Genomic DNA, 19085 nt, shown 5'->3' on the forward strand with positions numbered 1-19085 from the left:
TAAAACTACATCTCATTTATATTATAACGAACATTGTTCGTAAAGAACAGTGTTCGTTTAAAATTGTTTGTTTCACGATTGTGTTTTAATGAAAAGAAACCACTCGCCCGCCATCATATGATACACTCCATCTAGGAATATTAAAGGTTTTCATTGTTAAAATTCTGAGTGTAAGAGGTGTTTCTATGAATAAATTATTGGCAATGTTGATATTAGGATTGGGCTTTAGTGGTGCCGCGCTCATTCTTTCTGTCCCTTTGTTATTCAAATCCAAACTAGAACAATCTGGGCTGATGTTTGCTGCTGTATCAGCAGGCGCTTTCGCAGTTTTTGCTATCTCATGCCTAGTTCTTCGAAAACGATTCAATCGCTAAAAAACCTAAACACAATCCACCATTAGAACAATGGAGATTTGTTTAGGTTATTGCGACTTCTTGATATGAATTTAAAGAATGTGGTATAAGCTGACCGCAATACTAAGAGCGAATAAAACAAGTGCAGGGATTGCTTTTTTAAAGGGATCTTTGGCCAATACGATCAGAGTAAATGCAGCTGCCAGCATCGTGCCTCCTAACAATAAGCCTGATAATAATGCTAATGTTGGCATCCATATGCCGGCTAGCATTCCAGCAGCGCCTATTAGCTCAAGAGCCCCCGTTAAAACATTGAAAAATGCGGGTAAACCAAATCGTTTGAACTCTTCTGCCATTTTCCCTGATATGATTTTCGTTCCTGTGAGGAAAAAGAAAACGGCCAATACAATTTGTAGAATAAGAATAAAAATAGTGATCACATCTTTCTAAGTTATTTGACCAAATGGTGTCATTTATATGTCATAGCATATATCGTACAAAAATAGAGGTTGTTCCTACTTTACAGATTTATCAAGATGAATAGTGTGAATGAAATAATTTGTTTAAAAGTAATTTTAATTGTTGAATCTCTTCATCGCTTAATTGATTTGTCACAGTTCGATGTGCATCCATGACGACAGGAAGAATCGCCTTTTTGATCTCGTTCCCTTTTTCTGTTAAAAACAGGTGATGTGAGCGCCGGTCTTGTTCATTATAGATTTTTTTGACAAGCCCTTTTCGTTCCATTGACTGGATCATTCTTACGACAGTGGTTTGATTTTTATCAATGCCTTCTGCCAATTCCTTTTGAGTCGAGCCTTTATCACGGCTAAGAATACTAATAATGCTCCACTGTTCTGGTGTAACTCCGTACGGCTTTAACCTATTTGTAAAATAATTCGTCATTTTCACATCAGTGCGATGAACGAGAAAACCTATTAAATCATGTAACTTCATGTAAACACCCTCTAACAACTTTATATGCTATAGCATTTATATTAGTGGAGTGGTTAAACATTGTCAAATTGTCTACCTGTTATGCTTAAAATCAATTCCTGACATGATATACGGCAATGCTGATTTGATAAATTTTTCTGAAGAAATGTGCGAACTATTCTTTCTCCACTCAACAGAAGCTCCGTGAATTCCCCAACTTAAAAAAACAGCCGTGACCTTCAACACTTGTTTTTCGACATTTGTATATTGATTCACTAACAATTGATAAAAAATAATTTCAAGCTGTTCTCGAACAATCGGAGCAAGTTCAGTTTCATATTCTACTTGGCAGCGGTTATGCAGAGATTGTTGAAAACTGGCTAGCGCTTTAAAGATATTCATCATTGTATCTTCATCTAGTTTACTATTATTAAAATTGATACTTTCTAAATTAATCGACAATACTTCTGAGAGTGTTTTATCCAATAAATCGTATTTATCCTCAAAATGATAATAAAACGTCGCTCGGTTAATCATGGCTTCTGCTGTCACATCTTTCACCGTAATATCCTTAAATTCCTTTTTCGATGAAAGCTTGATGAAAGACTCCATGACTAATTTGCGCGTTCTTAATACGCGCGGATCTGTCTTTGGCTGCGTCATCTTCTTCCTCCTTCTTTTTAAACACATGCTTGAATCTGTTGGATAAACAACAAATTGAAGAAATTATTGGTGTTGATCTCACTCATTCTGTCTTAAGATTCAATTGTAAAGCAAATGATTGATTCAAACAACTTATAGGAAATGACGTTTCCTGCAAAATTAAGGAGGAAAAATAATGATGAAAATGAGGTTGTATCTTGGTCTACTGCCTTAAAAACCATTAGAACTTAATGAACATAGATAATGAAAAAGAAAAGAGGAAAACAACTTGAAAAACAATGACATGTTTTGTGATTTAGAAACTGGTGTATGCGGTGTAGGTGAAGAAGATATCCAGGTCATTGACTTTCACCAACCTAAAAAATCCATTACGCTCTACTATGTAACAGATCCGATTTGTTCTCATTGTTGGGCAATTGAACCTGTCCTGCGTCGTTTTAAAGAGCAATATGGACATTATTTTCATTTCCAGACTGTGCTTGGTGGACTGCTAGAGAAATGGCATGACGGTCCAATTGATCCCGCAAATGGAATTTATAAGCCTGCTGATGTCGCGGGTCACTGGAGAGAAGTCGGAGAACATTCTCGCATGCCAATTGATGGGTCCTTAATGATTGACAATCCTCTTCAATCCTCCTACCCGTCCTCTCGCGTGTTCAAAGTGATTCAAAAACATCACGGTGATGAACGAGCCTATACGTTTTTACGCCGTGCAAGAGAAGCACTATTTGCATTCAATCAAAATATATCTGATATTACGGTTTTGATTGATATCGTCAACAACCTTGGACTGAACGGAGATGTTATTTTACATGAAGCGGAGCTCCCTAGCGGACAAGACTTATTAAATCAAGATTTTACTCTTGTTCGAGACCTCGGTGCAAGAGGGTTTCCAACCATCATCTTCGTCAACGAAGAAAATAAAGGAGTTAAAATCACGGGTGGTCGACCGTTAGACGTCTATGTTGATGGATTAAAGCAAGCTTTAAACACTGTAGAGATTCAACCGAAGAAGCTCCAAGCTGTTTCTGCCTTGCTCGAAAAAGAAAAACTACTATTCTCTAAAGAGATTGAAGTAATGTACGATATTGACCAATCGGATGTGCGGTCATTTATGGAGAAAGAACTTTCACAAAAACCGTTTCAAATGAAAGAAGTTCTAGGGGAACAGTATTTCACAACTTCAACATAAGGAGAATGACGATGGCTTACGTATTACAAGTAGATTTTAAGATGAATGGCCCTTTTGGGGATGAAATGGCAAAAGAGTTTTCTGATTTAGCGAGAAGTATTAATCAAGAGGACGGGTTCATCTGGAAGATATGGACGGAGAATTCTGAGGAAAATGAGGCTGGCGGGATTTATTTATTCGAAACAAAAGAAGCAGCTGAAACATATCTCGATATGCATTCTAAAAGAATCACTAGCTTTGGCATAACAGACATCAACGCGAAAATCTTTGACATTAACTCTGAGCTGACTCATATCACAAAAGGCCCATTAAAAACGCATAAAGATTGACAAACGAAAAAAAGAGCAGTTGTTGGCTGCTCTTTTTGCTTATGAATTAAATAAGATATTCAACTTTAAGGCTGCTATCAGCAGCTTCCCCTATCTCACTTGTTACTGGTTTTCTTGATTAAGTCTACACCTTCATATGACAGGTTTTCCACACGTACAGCCTTTTGCAGGATATAATGATCAAAAAAGGTCTTCGTATAGTCCGTCACAAGATTTCGCATCTCTAATGCATCCCTTGTGCCTCTAAGTTCCTCATCTACGCCGGTAAACACGATGTCACAGTAATCTAAATGTGCAGCACGATCAACGGAGAAATAATAGGTTTCCATGCTGTTGTTAGCGCCAATGATCGCATTCATATAATAATTCGGTTCAGAAAACAGCAGCAAAAAGGGTTTATTGAGGTCGCTGTCGAGAAGTCCGAATGCACCACTATCTAAGCCAACCCCGCAGACAAACCTGTCGTCATCCCGGCAAACAATAGCCGCTGTAGGCCCGCCATAAGAATGCCCTGCGATGCCCATGCCAATGCCGAGCAGCAGTCTGTTACGAAAGATAGACTTCCATTCTCCAGAGTCTAGTTTGTGAAGATAATCGGCTACGTACCTTACATCTTCTGCCTGTCGTTCACTATATCTTGTTAACTCGTTAATGGTTGGCAAGGTAAGGACGTTACGGCACATCTCAATAGCCGTTTCATCGTCAGGCCGCATTTTCATCTTACTAGCCAGCGCCATCATCTCTGTATCTTCAGAAAACGTCATCATGACATCCGAAAAATCCTTTGAGACATTCACCAGCTTCCCATCTTTCCGTTTATACATGGTGCTATCCTGATGGCCGATACTGACGACAACATACCCCAAACTTGCCATGTCTGTACAGATGGCTGTCCCCCATTCTGGTGAACCACCCCCGCCGCAAACATAGAATAACACTGGATAGCGCTTTTCCTTCCCGGAAAGAGCAAGATCGTCATAACAATGAGTCTTGATATCGGTAGAGAAGAAGTTTATTTCCTTCAAATATTCAGTGACAAGTGGCTGCTCATGAAGCATCTCGTAGACTTCAGGAAACATGTACGTTGATGCAGTCTTCCCTTCGCTGCTATCGGACGGATAGTACACAAACGCGGTCAATTCTCTTTTTGAGTGATCTGATGCCGTATACTCAAAATCCATCTGGATTCGGCCGGCTATATAGCTACCGATTGGTTCTGGGAATGTGTCATACCTTTTCATTCTTTTATGCCCCTTTCATCTTGAAAATGGATATCTGTTCTTTGCTGGGTGAGTATCGTTTTGTGATATAATCTTGAGTCAAATACAAGTGATAAGAAAAATGAAATGAACTTGCTGAATGGAATTCTTGATTGTAAAAAATTCTGAAGAAATGATAGGGTGATAGCGATGAGAAGACTTGAGTCTGGTATATCAATAGACTACGAATCATTTTCTGATATTGCCAGGTATGAACACGAAACAATCAGCAGAACGACAATCATCAACTCAAATGTTCGTTCTCCTATTTTTTGGAGCTGTCACCTGGATCATCTTGTATTTGATACGTGTGATCTCACGAATGCAAGATTTTTTGCCGGTAGTACGATTGATCATTGTACTTTTAGTCGTTCCGACTTGCGTTCTGTGGGCATTGGCAAAAACGAAGCTGTCTTCACCAATTGCGTATTTTCTTCTTGCGATATGAGGGGAATGACCTTGGAGAATGCTACGTTTATCGATTGCATTTTCTCTAAATGTAGATTCAATGACCGCGTTTTACAGGTAGCGAATATCGTCAATTGTACCTTTGCTGGTAAGCTAATAGATATAACGTTTGAGGGAAATGGCAAACAAAAGCTGATTGCCGATTTTGAAAACTGCACCCTTGACGGTGTTCGTTTTACAGGCTGTGACCTGTCGGCATGTATTCCGCCAGCATCCAAAAACCATCTCTATGTTGAAAAGATATATGCACGAGTGAAAAAGGCTTTGGAGAAGGTAAATGATGACCCTGCTCTTTCTGACGATGAACGGAAAATACTAGTGCGCAGTCTGCGCAAGCTTGAGCATATGGAACAGTATATTTTTAACATGAATCATATGGAGAAAATATATGGGGTTGCTTTTGTTGAGCGATTTTTCAGTCATCTTGGATGCCGCAAGGATCACACTTAACGTTTGCTGCATCCCTTTTCCTACTTTATCTTTATGTGGTACATCAGCTTCGAGTATATTTGAGCGGAATGAGTTCTTCGATTTTCACCTTGACCAGCTCCCCATCCATCTCAATGATGACAAAACATGCTGGTCCGAAGTCTGAAATGAGCTCTCGGCAGATGCCGCAAGGGCTTACTACTCTAATTTTTCTATCTTCTTCATCTGAATAGGGATGTCTCACTGCCACAATTGTATCAAAATCCTTATGTCCATTCGATAAAGCACTGCCAATCGCAATGGCTTCTGCACAAACAGTTACCCGTCCGATATAGGCTTCTATATGGACAGCCGACATTATTTCTCCTGTTTTCATGCGGATCGCTGCCCCTACATGGTGTTTATCATCTTCATAAAGACTGATAATCTTCTTTTTTGCTTCGTCTATTAATTCAAGATCTTCTTGGGATAAATCAAAAGTTTCCAACGTGTTCTCCTTCCCCTTCCATGCTCATGCTCGTATCTATTATACCAAACATTAGGTAATGAACTGTTTGCCCGAAGATGAGTGGAAACAAAAATAAAGCTTATGTTTGCAGGCATAAGCTTCTTTATGCTTTTTTATAGCGTTGAATCATAAATTGGATGATTTTTGTGATGAGAGAGGTACACATGCATAGAAAAGTCATTGCGACGACCCAATACATATTCGACAAATCGAACCCCGTATAGGCAAAGATAAAAACGGTTGAAGCTGCAAATGTGATCACTAGAACGACGTAGACCCGCTTAAAGATGAAATAGCCGACAATCCCCCATATCAAAGATAACAAAGGCAATGTAAACAAGATCAGAGCCATAGGTTGAAGAAAGGAAACAATCATCATTCACTCTCCTTTACTAGCCGTCATTTATTTAAATCCAATGAAGAAGCGAACAATCATTATATTAATGGGAAATACGATCGTTGTAAACAAAAATTGGAATTTAAAGAAGTTTAATCTGTAGTGAGTTGACATTCTGGATGTATTTCAAGTTGAATTGAAAAAGGCTGCTTTCATGAAAGCAGCCCATTCACTAAACTTTCGACTATTTCAATCAAATCATTCTATATTTCTTAACGATTGATCACCTGAATGATTTTCTCTTGAGCATCTTGTGCCTCAGGGATTGGCATGACAACAAATACATGAAGCATTTCGGGATAAACAAAGGTTTTGATGTCAATTCCTTGTTCTGTTAGTTTTTCATCGAGCTTTATGGCATCTGGATATAACATATCATGTGTTCCAATGAAATGAGTAATCTTCGCAAGTCCTTTGAATTCACCGTAAATGGGACTGATCAATGGGTCAGTTACATGTTGATCAGCTGTCCAAATCTTTGCAATGGCTTCCATTCCTTCATAACCTAGAATCGGGTCCTTTTTTGCATATTTAAACATGAGAGGATTGCTTAAGCTCATGTCAACACATGCAGATAATAAAATAATATCCTTCGGCTGCGGCAGATCCTCCTTCTTTAAAAGGTGCGCCAGACCAAGTGAGATATTTCCGCCAGCTGAATCTCCCATGATCGTCAATTGATTGGCACTTCCGGCAGTTTTCAGAAGGTCTTTATATAGGTTAAGTATTTTCGGATACGTATCCTGGTAGCTATAATGAGGCACTTTTGGGTAAATAGGAGCGACTACTTTCGCACCTAGTGATTGCGCCATTTTATCCATGAACCACCAATGGACATTCAAAGGCTGATTTGTCCATGCGCCTCCATGTAGATAGAGAATGACTTTTTGGTTTTGTGATGCTTGTTCATTCAATGTGAAAACTTGCATGCCTTCGAATGTCTGCTCTTGTACCTCACTCATTAACTTCACATCATCTCCAATGGCATAAGGCTGCGTATTTTCCATTCCTTTTTGCTCAAGAAATTTTTTTGTGTGCTCGATACTAGAAAAACTCTCTTTATTACTTTGCGAAGCGAATAATGTTTCAAATTGAATACTTTCTTCAGAACGTTCACCATGATAAATTTCTACACTCATTTTTTTCTCTCCTTTCACTCAATATGATGATTGATCATCCTGATTTGGTACACGAAATGATTCCAGGTAGACTTGTACTTTTTTTTCAGGAGTTTTTAATAAGTTAGATAAAAGGTCTTGAATGAGACGAAGGCTTTTGATTTTCCTTTCAATTTCTTCATGTTTAAGATGGACAATTTTACTTAGCGTATCAAGTTCTATGTCTTGACTTAGCATGTCCATGATTTCAGCTATTTCCTTTAATGAATAACCCAATGTTTTCGCATCTTTGATCAATTGAATCTTCACAACATAGTCTTCTGTATAGAATCTGTAACCGTTTGAACGTCGTCTTGGAGCAGGTAATATGTTGTGCTCTTCATAGTAACGAATTGCGGCAGGACTTATTCCTGTTTTTTTGGCAAGTTCTCCTCTAGTCATCAACTCCATCGTTACTCCTTTGTCATTATTTTGTCTTACTATATATATATATTATAAAGGTTGAACTATACTTCAAGGTCAAGGTGAAACATTTATTTTATGTTAGGGAAAAAATGACGAAGCCAGAGGATCAGAGAGATGAACAAAGTCAACGTTTTTTTCTAATAGATTAAATTGAAATACCTTGTTTGTATTTTATTTTTCATTGATCATTCTACTGTTTAACATTTTTAAGGTTGCTGTAAGGTTCGGATTAATACAAGTTAAGGTTGAGGTTGTACAATGGGGTTGTAAGGAAGTGAGGGATGAGTCAAATGGTCCCCTCTTCTAAATCAATCATAGAGGTGAAAAGGTTTGAGAGAAAATAAAATTTTGTCTTCATTATGTTACTTCAGTATCTTTTTTGCACCGTTTCTGTTTCCAATTATCGTCTATTTCTTAGGAAAGGACGAAGTGAAATATCATGCGAAAAAATCGCTTTGGACGCATTTAATTCCTTATTTGATTTTCGGCATCGGTATTGCCGGTTCAGGGTTACTTGGCATGAACGATATCAGTCATGCTGGTCCGTTCTTAATTGCAACGTATGCTGTGACATTCCTTGTCGCGATCTACTTCTTCATTTGGAACATTGTGAAAGGCATTAAAGTGTTTTCAGAATAATAGTTGAAAAAAACGGTTCTGTGATTGAGCAGAACCGTTTTTTTTGTATGTCCGTTCATGCGGGTAATTGGATATCAATCGTTGTTCCTTCCCCAATCATACTTTGTATCGTAATATCCCCGCCGTGTTTTTGGATAATATCCTTTGCAATCGCCATTCCAAGACCAGAGCCTGCATGTGTCCCTCCTGTATTTGTCCCTCTATAGTAGCGGTCAAACACTTTTTCTAGCTCTGCCTCTTCGATTCCTTTGCCGTTGTCTTGAATCGTAATGTGGGTGTTTTCTTTTTGTTCAAGCTGTACAATGATTTTCACATCAGCATCATTGTGAACAAGGGCATTTAAAATGAGATTGGTGACCGCTCTTCGTATGAGGATCGTATCAATATTCAGCATAAGCTTGTCTACATTCGTTTGCAGCTCAATGCTTTGATCTGCATATCTCGAATCGTTGAGGATATCAATTAACGTTTCCCGCAGCAACGGTACAATGTTCACCAGCTCTTTATGCAGCATCACGTCGTTATTTTTCAGCCTTGTTGTTAAATTGAGATCCTCCATGACATCTTTGATGTACAGTGATTTATTCTCTATGATGCTGGCATAATGTTTGATGTCTTGATCTGAAAGTGGATAATTTGGATCTTTCATGATTTCTGCATAGCCTTGAATGGAGGATAATGGTGTTTTAATATCATGAGAAATATGGCTGATCCACTCTTCCCGCATTTGCTCTAATTTGTCTTTTTCTTTTTGGCTTGAAGCGAGCTGTTCTGATAAGTGATTGACATTATAGAAGACATCTTTATATATCCCCTTAGTTGGCAGCTTCGTCGTATAATCTCCGTTTGCGAGCCGCTGGATGCCATAAATGGCACGGCCGAGCGGTTTGATGAGCTGCCGGCTGAATAAGTATCCAATGACTAAGGCAATGATGGCATCAATCGATAATAAAATCATCGTCCCGATATTGAATTGCGATATTAAGTCTTTCGTATTGAACGAAAATAAATATTTTCCGATGGAAGGGTCCTTAAATCCGATAAAGTAGCTGTATTCCTTGCCCTTTCCATTTTTCCCCCCAGCATAGATAGTCGACATCAATTGCTTATCTTTATATTTATGTAAGTTTACGATTTCTATAGGTGTGTATTTGCTTTTTAAGCCTTTAGGTGCTTGTGCATGATAAACATCTTGTCCATTTTCGTCTAATATCTGAATCCATGCATTTTGTTGTTTTAAGGCTTGCTGTCCTTCTTTGCTCACAGTGATATCTTGATCGGACAAGGTGATGTATTGTTCAAATGTTCTTGTGAAGGTTTCCGGCGTATTTTCTTCGTTTTGCTGGCTGCTTGCTTGTAGTACAAGCCAAATCATGAATCCAAATAAGTTAATAAAGACCGTGATAATGGTCACGATAATGACAGAGACCATATATCTGCCTGTTAATCGCCATTTCATCTTTACGCATCCTTTACAACGAATTTATAGCCAAGTCCTTTAACCGTTACGAGAAATTCTGGTGTAGATGGGGAATTTTCTATTTTCTCCCGAAGTCTTCGTATATGAACCATCACCGTATTATCAGAACCGAAGAAATCCTCTCCCCAAACCGTTTGATAAAGCGTTTCTTTACTGATCACGCGATTCGGGTGCTGCAAGAAATAGGTCATCAGCATAAGTTCTTTCGGAGTGAGCTCAATCGCCGCTCCGTTTTTCGTCAGTTCGGCTTGCTGCTCGTTTAACTCAAATGGCCCTTTTTTGATGATGGGATCTGCTTGAGAAGGCTGTAAGTATGACGACCGTCTAAGCTGGGCTTTTACCCGGTAGGCGACTTCTTTTGGACTGAACGGCTTTGTAATATAATCATCACCGCCAATGGCAAGTCCTACAATTTTGTCTGATTCCTCTCCCTTTGCTGATAAAAAGATAATCGGAACATGCGAGACGTCTCTGATTTGTTTGCAAATATCGTAGCCTTCACCGTCTGGTAGCATAATATCCAGTATGACGAGATCGGGTTGTTCTTGATGGAATTGTGAGAGCCCATCACGGGCAGTTGAAGCTGTTATCACCCGGTCAATGCCTTCTCTTGTTAATACGGTATGGATTAATTCTAAGATTTCTTTTTCGTCATCTATAATCAAGACTTTGCTTTGAAGTTTTGGCATTATGATCACTCTCCTGAAGTCATTGTTATTATTATACCCAAAGTGTAGACATCGTGAAAAATCAACTTTCTATTGACACAAAAAAGCCAATTTTCTTTTTTAATGAGAAAATTGGCTTTTGGTGTTTTTTAGCGTTTGACCACAAATGTTGTCACACTTTGAGCAGGGAGATGAGCCCAAAATTGATTTCCTGATATGTTTAAGTCAGTTCCAGGCTGAAGGTTACTGTTGCTGCTCGTGATCCATCTTGACGCTTGTGAAGCAGTTCCGTTTTGCATGACAAAGTGTTGATTGACTCCTGTATTGTTTTTGTTAATCGCGACAATGACGACCTGATTGTTTCCTTTATAGGCTGAGACGAAAACATTCGGTTCAGGGCTTTTCGTTGCATCAATTCTGACGTACCCTGGACGCACAAACTTGGAGAAATGCGCCATGTTGTATCCGCGCTTGCTAATCATTCCATCTTCTTTCATAGGACCGTATGATCTCCGGATGTACCACCACACATACGCCTGAAAGTCCCCTTCCACCATTGAATGGTGAATATGCTCTGATACCCCTAATGCCTCAGGCCAGCGGTCCGCTGAATTGTTATCACTATTCGGGTAGTAGACCTCTGTCATCCACAGCTCTTTTCCCCCTCCTTTTTGTTTGAAAAGAGGATACGGAAGCTGGCTGATTTGGGTTCCGTACAGATGGGCACCGAGAATGTCCATATTTCTAAGCGCCTGCGGATCGTTTAAGATAGGATCTGAGATATTCTTAAGGTATTGAAAGGATTCTGGTGCAATCACACGTGCATTAATGGAGCCAGCATTTTCTCTCATGAATCGCAGGATTTCCTGAGGTGTCCACCATGTCCATTCATGTGCATAATCAGGCTCGTTCTGTACAGAAATGGCATAGAGATTGACGCCGTTATTTTTCATGAATGTCACAAAATCATTCAAATGCTGAGCATATGCGGCGTATTGATTGTATCTCAGCCGCTTTGCAGACGCACCATTACGGTTGAAAGTCTCTACCATATGGCTTGGAGGATTCCAAGGCGAAGCAATCACCAAAGCGCCGTGCTCTATCGCTCTTTTGGCGGTGGCGACTTCTCTGTGCCAATTATTTCTGTTCTCGTCTACATAAATCCGTAAAATGGAGAATCCTAACTGATTCTGTCCATTGCCAAAGGCGGTATCCCTTTGAGGGCCGGTCAAATCACCAATCCAGGCCGGGTGGTTCATTCCGCCAAAGCCGCGGATCACTTGTCTTTCCGCGTTGACATTAATATTCGCATCTGCCGCTGACACCTCAGTTACCCCAGGCCCTAAAAACATGACAGACAACATAGTGAAGCAGACCAATAAAGTGCAAATTGGTTTTTTGATTATGGACATCAAATTTTCCCACTCTCCCATCAACCATTAATCGATGCCGTAGCATCAGATTTTGTTTACCTTTGAGTAAACTGCCAGGAATCAAATTGGAATAGGTTGGCACCATTTCCTTTGAAGACAAAAAATACGTTGTGTACTCCCGTTGCCCCGTTTACTGCCGCTTCTATTTCTCGCCAGTTTCCGCCTGTGGAAGGGACATTGAGTGTTCCAGCAATTCTACCGTCTGGACTGCCAAGACGTACTTCAATTTGTCCGCCTGAAGCGGCTGCTACATTGGCTTTAAAGGTTCTGGCACCTCTCGATCCGAAATCGACATTACTGACAGCCACCCAATCGCCGTTTTGAATGTTTGTGACGTGCTGGTTATTGGCTGGCCCACCAGGTGCTGAGGAGGCCTCTGTTAAAATGCGCCCATTCCAAGCGAATGTTTCAGCTTCTACCCGTTGATAAGGATTTAAGTTGGAAAGCTGTTTAACGCCTTCAAAATTGGCTGCGACCTCTCGAAGGGAGCCGTCAGCATTATGCACAAGCTTATTAATGTGGGGAGATCTGTAGCCTTTCCCTGCTCCGTATAAGGCAGAACTCACCGTTTGTGTGTGATACACGACATACCACTCGTTTTTAAAATTGAACACAGCATGATGGTTGTTACCGCCGCCACCGAAAAATGCACCCGGATTTTTCAAGAAGTGTCCTTTATACGTAAAGGGACCCATAGGACTTGAGCTCGTCATATAGCCGATCTCGCCTGGTGGTTTATCTGCTGGGTGGGAGCCGCCAAAATTGATGCAATAGGAATAGTAATAGGTACCGTTATACTTATGCATTCCCGAATCTTCAAACATGAAAGGAGCATCAATAGTTGATGCACTGCCGACCACACTTGTCATGTCAGGCCCTAGCTTCAGAACTCTTGCTGTTTTAGGATTGGCCCATTGTCCCTGCGTTGGATTTGAACCGCCTGGAACGCCTCCACCAGCATATAGATAACCGGTCCCGTCATCATCTACAAATACGGCTGGATCAAACAGCCATACAACACCGGACATCCCTGGTGTATTTGGCGTGACGAGCGCTTTTCCGATAGGATCTTTCCAGGGACCAATCGGGCTGTCCGCTGTCAGGACGCCAATCCCTCCGCCGCTGTTAGCAAAATAAAGGAAAAATTTATCCTTCCCATTGATCTTCTTCACCGCAGCGGCTGGAGCCCAAGATGCGCCTGCCCATTTGGCAATCCCTTTCCCGCCATTGGCCCCATTGGCACCTGCTACTGGAATCGCTCCGTGATCTGTCCAGTTCACCATATCCGCCGAAGAGATGACAAAAACCCTATTCAAATTTGCAAAAGAATTGTCCTTAATCGTTCCATTGCTGTGATACTCATAGTCATCGCTCGACATATAAATGTACACTCTTCCGTTATAGGTGAGCGCAAACGGATCTGCCCCCAGGTGATGGTCTATGAGCGGATTTGCATTTCCTACTCGTTTTGCAATGGGGGTACTTGCTGCACTCGCATCATATACAGGTATACAGCTTAGTACCAAAGCAAGAATCAATAAACCTAAACCGCACTTCATCCTCTTTCTCATCGTGTCATTTTCCTCCTGTTTTCATCTTCCTAATCTTGGGGTTTACGCCCAATTTCAAATTATGTTGATAGACGCTGATGAAGAATGAATACAAAGGATGATTTCTTGGGAGAATCGCTGCTAAAACAACGATGAAAACCCTTACTTTTTGACTAGGAGACAACAAAAAAATGCAGTTCTCCTTTTGGAACTGCATTTTCTTAGCTTATTCATGATTGTTGATCACATATAACGCGCGGTCACCATTTTCTTTCTTGTGTAAAACTCTACTCCGTCTGTTCCATTGGCGTGCAAATCCCCGTAGAAAGAATCCTTCCAGCCGGAAAACGGGAAAAATGCCATTGGTGCAGGAACACCGATATTGACGCCGAGCATCCCTGCGTCGATGTTTTCGCGAAATTCTCTGATGCTTGATGCACTGTCTGTATACAGGCAGGCACCGTTCGCAAATTTTGATTGATTGGACAGGTCGATTGCTTCTGTTAGTGAAGAGACACGAACAATGGATAAGACTGGGGCGAAAATCTCGTCCTGCCAAATTTTCATTTGATTTGTCACATGGTCAAAGATCGTTGGTCCAACGAAATACCCTTTTCCATTTGTTTCGTGATCTTTCCTGCCATCACGAATGAGACTTGCGCCTTCTTCAATCCCTGACTGGATGTATTGAAGCGTTCGTTCTTTATGTTCCTTTCGAATGACTGGACCAAGAAAGACCTCTTCATTTATTCCATTTCCAATGACGAGCTCGTTCGATTCATCAACTAATTTTTGAATGAGCTCATCTGCCACTTCTTCTTCCACTGCGACAACGGCCGCAGCCATGCAGCGCTCTCCTGCTGATCCAAAGGCAGCACCAATGATTTGTTTCGTTGCCGCGTCTAAATCTGCATCTTTGAGAACAATGGAGTGATTTTTTGCTCCTGCAAGTGCTTGGACACGTTTGCCATGCTCTGTGCCTTTTTTATAGACGTATTCTGCGACTGGTTGAGAGCCGACAAATGAAATGGCTTTGACCTTTTGGTGTTCAAGCAGACCATTGACGACATCGTGAGCCCCATTGACAATGTTGAGAACACCTTTTGGAAGACCTGCTTCTTCAAATAGCTCGGCTAAACGCGCGGCAAGAATCGGCGTGCGCTCTGAAGGTTTTAAAACAAACGTATTTCCGCACGCAATGGCAAGCGGGAACATCCAGCAAGGGACCATCATCGGAAAGTTAAATGGTGTAATCCCCCCGATGACGCCTATTGGATAGCGGTACATGCCGGATTCGAGTCCAGATGCGATATCTGGTAATTGTTTTCCCATCATTAAGGTTGGTGCACCAGCGGCAAATTCGACACATTCAATCCCGCGCTGCACTTCTCCTTTTGCTTCTGTTATGCTTTTTCCGTTTTCAATCGTGACGAGTTCAGCCAGCTCATCCCATTTTTCAACGAGTAACTGCTGATATTTAAATAAAATGCGGGCACGGCGGGGAACGGGGGTTTTCGACCAAGTGGTAAATGCTTGTTGTGCTGCCTGTACCGCACGTTCGACATCTTTTTTTGTTGATAGCGGCACTTCTGCGATGATCTCGCCAGTAGCTGGGTTATATACTGCCTCTGTTTGACTAGTTTCTGCCTCAATCCATTGTCCGCCAATATAATTTTTCAACATTTGTACATCTGTTTTGGTCATGTTCCCTCTCTCCTTTTTATGAAAAAATGTCATGCTTATAGGATGTGTTTGGTTGTCATTGTCTCATCTAATGGGCGCCCATCTGTATACACTCTTTGTCAAATATTATTGTCGTTTTGGTTTACGTTGTGATAAAAGCTTGCTCTAACGTGTGAAAGGTTGTCGCCCATTCATTTGTTTGTGAGAAATGATTCCGGAATGTGATTCATTCATGGTGTATTTTTGATTAACTGTTGGTTAACTTTAGAAAAATCATAATATTAAAAACGGTTTCAGTCAATCCTCTTTTTGCAGCATAAAAAAACCTGATGCGCGTAGCATCAGGTAGAGGCTGGTTTATTTCTGTAAGTTGGTTGATGCGGCATATTGATTCGGTTCTGCAAAATGCGGAAGCATCTCACCATGTGCTTCAATGAGTTCATCGCATAATTTGATGATGTCATCAATCGATAGTTCAGCGCTTGTGTGTGGATCAAGTAATGCCGCTTGATAAATGTGCTCTTTTTTGTCGCTGATTGCTGCTTCGATTGTCATGAGCTGTGAGTTGATATTGGTCCGGTTCAGTCCAGCCAATTGTTCAGGGATCTCTCCGACATAGCATGGCATGATACCGCTCCGATCTGCAACACACGGCACTTCGACACATGCTTTTTCAGGCAGGTTGTGAATGAGGCCTCCTGTGTTCAGCACATTCCCAGCAAATTTAAAGGGAACGTTCGTTTCGATTGCTTCAATGATACGAGAACCATATTCTTTTGAGCGAGTATGTGTGATCTGTGTATTGCCCACAAGGTCATGCTTCATGGTATTCCAGTTGTTGATTTGTTCCTCGCAGCGTCTCGGGTATTCATCAAGCGGAATGTTAAATTGACCGATCAGTTCTGGATAGCGTGATTTAATGAAATAAGGATGATATTCGGCATTGTGTTCTGAGGATTCTGTGACATAGTAGCCGAATTTATCCATCAGCTCAAAACGTACCATATCATGATGCCGCGATTGCTGCTTTTCTTTTGCTCTTCTTTTGATGTCTGGGTACAAGTCTTTTCCGTCCCGTTTCACTTCTAATAACCATGCCATATGATTAATGCCGGCAATTTTTTCTTCAATGCCTTCATGATCCATTTCAAGTGATTCAAATAGATCCTTTGTACACACCTGCACACTATGACAAAGACCCACTGTTTGAACCTGTGTATAGCGCAGCATCGCACCTGTCAGTGTGGCCATTGGATTTGTGTAATTTAACAATAAAGCATTTGGGCAAACCTCTTCCATCTCCTTTGCAAAATCAAGCATCACAGGAATTGTTCGAAGGAAGCGGAAGATGCCGCCGATGCCAACCGTATCCGCAATCGTTTGTCTTAACCCATATTTTTTCGGAATCTCAAAATCAATCACCGTGCTTGGCCGGTAGCCTCCAACCTGGATGGCATTGATCACATATTTCGCATCCTTTAAGGCTTCTTTTCGGTTGTGATAGGACTTAATGGCCACATGTGCACCGTAGTTCTCTTTTAAATGGCGGAGCATCGTTTCGGATTCTTTCAGCCGGTTGTGGTCGATATCATATAAAGCGAATTCAAAACCGGTTAGTGCAGGGACGAACAAACAATCTCCTAATATATTTTTAGCAAACACGGTACTCCCTGCACCGATAAATGTAATTTTAGACATAGACGACTCTCCTTTTCGCATCCATATTGAACTATCCTTTGACAGAGCCTTGTGAAAGCCCTGCGATAAAATATTTTTGCAACAGTAAAAACATCGTCACCATCGGCAGCATTGCAATGAGCGCAGCAGCACCAACGAGCTGAAGCTGATGTTGATTTTGACCAAAAAAATGGGATAAGGCGACTGTGAGTGTATGCATCTCTTTATCTTGCAAAAAGAAGATGGCAAATTGATAGTCGTTCCAAATATACACACAGGCAATAATTAAAACAGAAGCGGTAATGGGTTTCAGAAGCGGAAAAACGACGGTGAAAAAAACTCTAAGTGTCCCCGCTCCATCAATACGGGCTGCTTCTTCGAGCTCCTTTGGAATGGTCGACCGGATAAAGCCTGCGTATAAGAAAATCGTTAGCGGCAAAAAAGCAGCGACATTATTTAAAATAGCGATTTGATAGGTGTTCATCATCCCGATTTGAACGACCATTTTATAGAGCGGGACAAGGGCTGTGAGTGGTGGAATGACCATAATGGCGAGGAATAAAACATAAACTGCTTGATTTAGCTTTGTGCTTCTCCTTGCGAGCGGATAGGCTGCAAGAGAGCCAAGAAAGATGAGGCATACAGCAGAGCCGAACGTAATGATCACGGTATTCAAAAAGGATTGGCCAAGCTGAGCCTCTGTCCATGCCGTGCGAAAGTTTTCAAGATGAAGCGCTTTAGGAAACAGCCATTTTGAACTAAAATCTCCTATCCCCTTTAATGATGTCGTCACCAAGATATAAAATGGAATGAGATGAAGCAGTGTCACCAAAAGGGCGAGGAAGGTGTACCATCTCTTCTTACGTTTAAAGGCATTTTCCATCACACCTCGGTCTCCTTTCGTTTGAAATACATCAACGCTGCGACACTAATGACAAGGATGATGACCGCCATGAAGACCCCTTGCGTTGCTGCATAGCCTGCATCCTGACGTTTGAAATACAGATCATACATAAAGGTCGACATCGATTGCGAGGAATCTCCAGGTCCGCCGCCAGTAAGCGCCACAATGACATCAAAGAGCTTGAGCCCGCCAATGACATTTAGCACAACATTAATGGTGATAGACGGTATAAGGAGAGGCAATGTAATTCGCCTGAATTGCTGGAGGCTGGATGCACCGTCTAATTGTGCGGCTTCATAATAATCCTTAGGAATGCTTTGCAGTCCTGCTAAATAAATGATCATTGCGATCCCGACGAATTGATAGGTGTTGACGAGCACAATGATCCATGTGTTTAGTTGCGGATTGCCAAGCGCATTCATTTGATCAAATCCAAAAAGCGTCACCACATCGTTTAAGGCACCGCCTTGGTAAGCAAACACAAAATACCAAATATAGCCCATCGCAATCGGACTAATCATGACAGGTAAATAGACAACTGTTCTTGCGATCGCTCTCATTTTTAAGCTTTGATTTAATAAAAGAGCATATCCAAGTCCGATGATATTTTGTAAGATGGTGCTCCCGATGCCGTATAGAAGTGTATTTTTAACAACAAGCCATGTCGTTGGGTCCTGAAGCAGACGCTTATATTGATCCAGCCCAATCCATTCATAAGTTTGTGAGAACCCATTCCAATTCGTAAAAGATAGCTGAATTCCGTTCAAAAAAGGATAAATGATAAAGGTACTGACAACGAGAACAGCTGGCAAGTACATCCACCAAAGGGATGAATTCTGGCTTTTTTTCATTTTCTGCTTTGGTAAAGAGGTGAATGCGGCTGGCTGCTGTGCTTTTGTGATGTCATTCATTGGCTTCACTCCTGTTTCAGCAT

General features: G+C 41.1%; 21 protein-coding genes. 5 read left to right on the forward strand and 16 right to left on the reverse strand.

All coding sequences use genetic code 11. The features are described 5' to 3' along the window. Positions 1 to 185 precede the first annotated feature (185 nt). Positions 186 to 374 carry a hypothetical protein gene (locus NSQ36_RS08915; RefSeq protein ID WP_339207239.1) on the forward strand — a complete coding sequence of 63 codons (189 nt, stop codon included), beginning with the start codon at positions 186 to 188 and terminating at the stop codon, positions 372 to 374. A 71-nt stretch (positions 375 to 445) separates the two neighbouring features. On the opposite strand, the gene NSQ36_RS08920 is transcribed toward NSQ36_RS08915, so the two are convergent. From NSQ36_RS08920 to NSQ36_RS08930, 3 genes are all read right to left on the reverse strand, one after another. Next, complete coding sequence (locus tag NSQ36_RS08920; RefSeq protein ID WP_339207240.1) at positions 446 to 793, reverse strand: DoxX family protein; 348 nt, start codon at positions 791 to 793, stop codon at positions 446 to 448. Positions 794 to 884: 91 nt separating this feature from the next. After that, entirely contained in the window at positions 885 to 1310 is a 426-nt protein-coding gene (locus tag NSQ36_RS08925; protein ID WP_339207242.1) for a MarR family transcriptional regulator, read from the reverse strand. A 72-nt stretch (positions 1311 to 1382) separates the two neighbouring features. After that, a complete protein-coding gene (locus NSQ36_RS08930) occupies positions 1383 to 1952 on the reverse strand; it encodes a TetR/AcrR family transcriptional regulator (protein WP_251190474.1) in 570 nt (189 codons plus the stop codon). Between the two features lie 268 nt (positions 1953 to 2220). On the opposite strand from NSQ36_RS08930, the gene NSQ36_RS08935 reads away from it, so the two are divergent. Together NSQ36_RS08935 and NSQ36_RS08940 are read left to right on the forward strand one after the other, a co-directional pair. Then, positions 2221 to 3144 (forward strand): DsbA family protein, encoded by a 924-nt coding sequence (locus NSQ36_RS08935; RefSeq protein ID WP_339207244.1) that lies wholly within the window; start codon positions 2221 to 2223, stop codon positions 3142 to 3144. An 11-nt stretch (positions 3145 to 3155) separates the two neighbouring features. Next, positions 3156 to 3473: a monooxygenase gene (locus NSQ36_RS08940; protein ID WP_003210842.1), complete on the forward strand. Its 318-nt coding sequence runs from the start codon at positions 3156 to 3158 to the stop codon at positions 3471 to 3473. Between the two features lie 95 nt (positions 3474 to 3568). Here NSQ36_RS08940 and NSQ36_RS08945 read toward each other — a convergent pair whose 3' ends face one another. After that, positions 3569 to 4714 carry a choline esterase gene (locus tag NSQ36_RS08945; protein ID WP_310023918.1) on the reverse strand — a complete coding sequence of 382 codons (1146 nt, stop codon included), beginning with the start codon at positions 4712 to 4714 and terminating at the stop codon, positions 3569 to 3571. Positions 4715 to 4882: 168 nt separating this feature from the next. On the opposite strand from NSQ36_RS08945, the gene NSQ36_RS08950 reads away from it, so the two are divergent. After that, on the forward strand, positions 4883 to 5650 hold the full coding sequence (locus NSQ36_RS08950; protein ID WP_226805249.1) for a pentapeptide repeat-containing protein: 768 nt from the start codon (positions 4883 to 4885) through the stop codon (positions 5648 to 5650). A 43-nt stretch (positions 5651 to 5693) separates the two neighbouring features. Here NSQ36_RS08950 and NSQ36_RS08955 read toward each other — a convergent pair whose 3' ends face one another. The 4 genes from NSQ36_RS08955 to NSQ36_RS08970 all read right to left on the reverse strand — a co-directional run bounded on the left by NSQ36_RS08955 (position 5694) and on the right by NSQ36_RS08970 (position 8102). Beyond that, on the reverse strand, positions 5694 to 6116 hold the full coding sequence (locus NSQ36_RS08955; protein WP_310023920.1) for a cytidine deaminase: 423 nt from the start codon (positions 6114 to 6116) through the stop codon (positions 5694 to 5696). A 124-nt stretch (positions 6117 to 6240) separates the two neighbouring features. Further along, positions 6241 to 6513, reverse strand: a complete 273-nt coding sequence (locus tag NSQ36_RS08960) for a DUF2651 family protein (RefSeq protein WP_050944871.1) — start codon at positions 6511 to 6513, stop codon at positions 6241 to 6243. Between the two features lie 233 nt (positions 6514 to 6746). After that, complete coding sequence (locus tag NSQ36_RS08965; RefSeq protein WP_339207248.1) at positions 6747 to 7673, reverse strand: alpha/beta hydrolase; 927 nt, start codon at positions 7671 to 7673, stop codon at positions 6747 to 6749. Between the two features lie 18 nt (positions 7674 to 7691). Then, on the reverse strand, positions 7692 to 8102 hold the full coding sequence (locus tag NSQ36_RS08970) for a MerR family transcriptional regulator (RefSeq protein WP_268458538.1): 411 nt from the start codon (positions 8100 to 8102) through the stop codon (positions 7692 to 7694). A 345-nt stretch (positions 8103 to 8447) separates the two neighbouring features. Here NSQ36_RS08970 and NSQ36_RS08975 point away from each other — a divergent pair, with 345 nt between their 5' ends. Next, a complete protein-coding gene (locus NSQ36_RS08975) occupies positions 8448 to 8756 on the forward strand; it encodes a DUF4870 domain-containing protein (protein WP_050944865.1) in 309 nt (102 codons plus the stop codon). 55 nt (positions 8757 to 8811) lie between these two features. On the opposite strand, the gene NSQ36_RS08980 is transcribed toward NSQ36_RS08975, so the two are convergent. From NSQ36_RS08980 to NSQ36_RS09015, 8 genes are all read right to left on the reverse strand, one after another. Then, a complete protein-coding gene (locus NSQ36_RS08980; RefSeq protein WP_226805254.1) occupies positions 8812 to 10215 on the reverse strand; it encodes a HAMP domain-containing sensor histidine kinase in 1404 nt (467 codons plus the stop codon). Positions 10216 to 10217: 2 nt separating this feature from the next. Next, positions 10218 to 10925: a response regulator transcription factor gene (locus NSQ36_RS08985; RefSeq protein WP_180310718.1), complete on the reverse strand. Its 708-nt coding sequence runs from the start codon at positions 10923 to 10925 to the stop codon at positions 10218 to 10220. Between the two features lie 128 nt (positions 10926 to 11053). Continuing rightward, the gene (locus tag NSQ36_RS08990) at positions 11054 to 12319 is read right to left on the reverse strand and encodes a glucuronoxylanase (protein ID WP_226805255.1); all 1266 of its coding nucleotides are present in this window, start codon (positions 12317 to 12319) and stop codon (positions 11054 to 11056) included. Positions 12320 to 12372: 53 nt separating this feature from the next. Then, on the reverse strand, positions 12373 to 13908 hold the full coding sequence (locus NSQ36_RS08995) for a glycoside hydrolase family 43 protein (protein WP_003212282.1): 1536 nt from the start codon (positions 13906 to 13908) through the stop codon (positions 12373 to 12375). Between the two features lie 222 nt (positions 13909 to 14130). After that, positions 14131 to 15591, reverse strand: a complete 1461-nt coding sequence (locus NSQ36_RS09000) for a CoA-acylating methylmalonate-semialdehyde dehydrogenase (RefSeq protein ID WP_003211356.1) — start codon at positions 15589 to 15591, stop codon at positions 14131 to 14133. Positions 15592 to 15927: 336 nt separating this feature from the next. Beyond that, positions 15928 to 17268, reverse strand: a complete 1341-nt coding sequence (locus tag NSQ36_RS09005; RefSeq protein ID WP_226805256.1) for an alpha-glucosidase/alpha-galactosidase — start codon at positions 17266 to 17268, stop codon at positions 15928 to 15930. Positions 17269 to 17299: 31 nt separating this feature from the next. Next, positions 17300 to 18130, reverse strand: coding sequence for a carbohydrate ABC transporter permease (locus NSQ36_RS09010; protein ID WP_339207254.1), 831 nt, complete (start codon positions 18128 to 18130; stop codon positions 17300 to 17302). After that, complete coding sequence (locus tag NSQ36_RS09015; protein WP_226805260.1) at positions 18130 to 19062, reverse strand: sugar ABC transporter permease; 933 nt, start codon at positions 19060 to 19062, stop codon at positions 18130 to 18132. Before NSQ36_RS09015 ends, NSQ36_RS09010 begins: the two co-directional genes overlap by 1 nt. Between the last annotated feature and the right edge of the window lie 23 nt (positions 19063 to 19085).

The organism is Bacillus sp. FSL W8-1143, from assembly GCF_037965155.1.
In the GTDB taxonomy this organism is placed as follows: domain Bacteria; phylum Bacillota; class Bacilli; order Bacillales; family Bacillaceae; genus Bacillus; species Bacillus pumilus.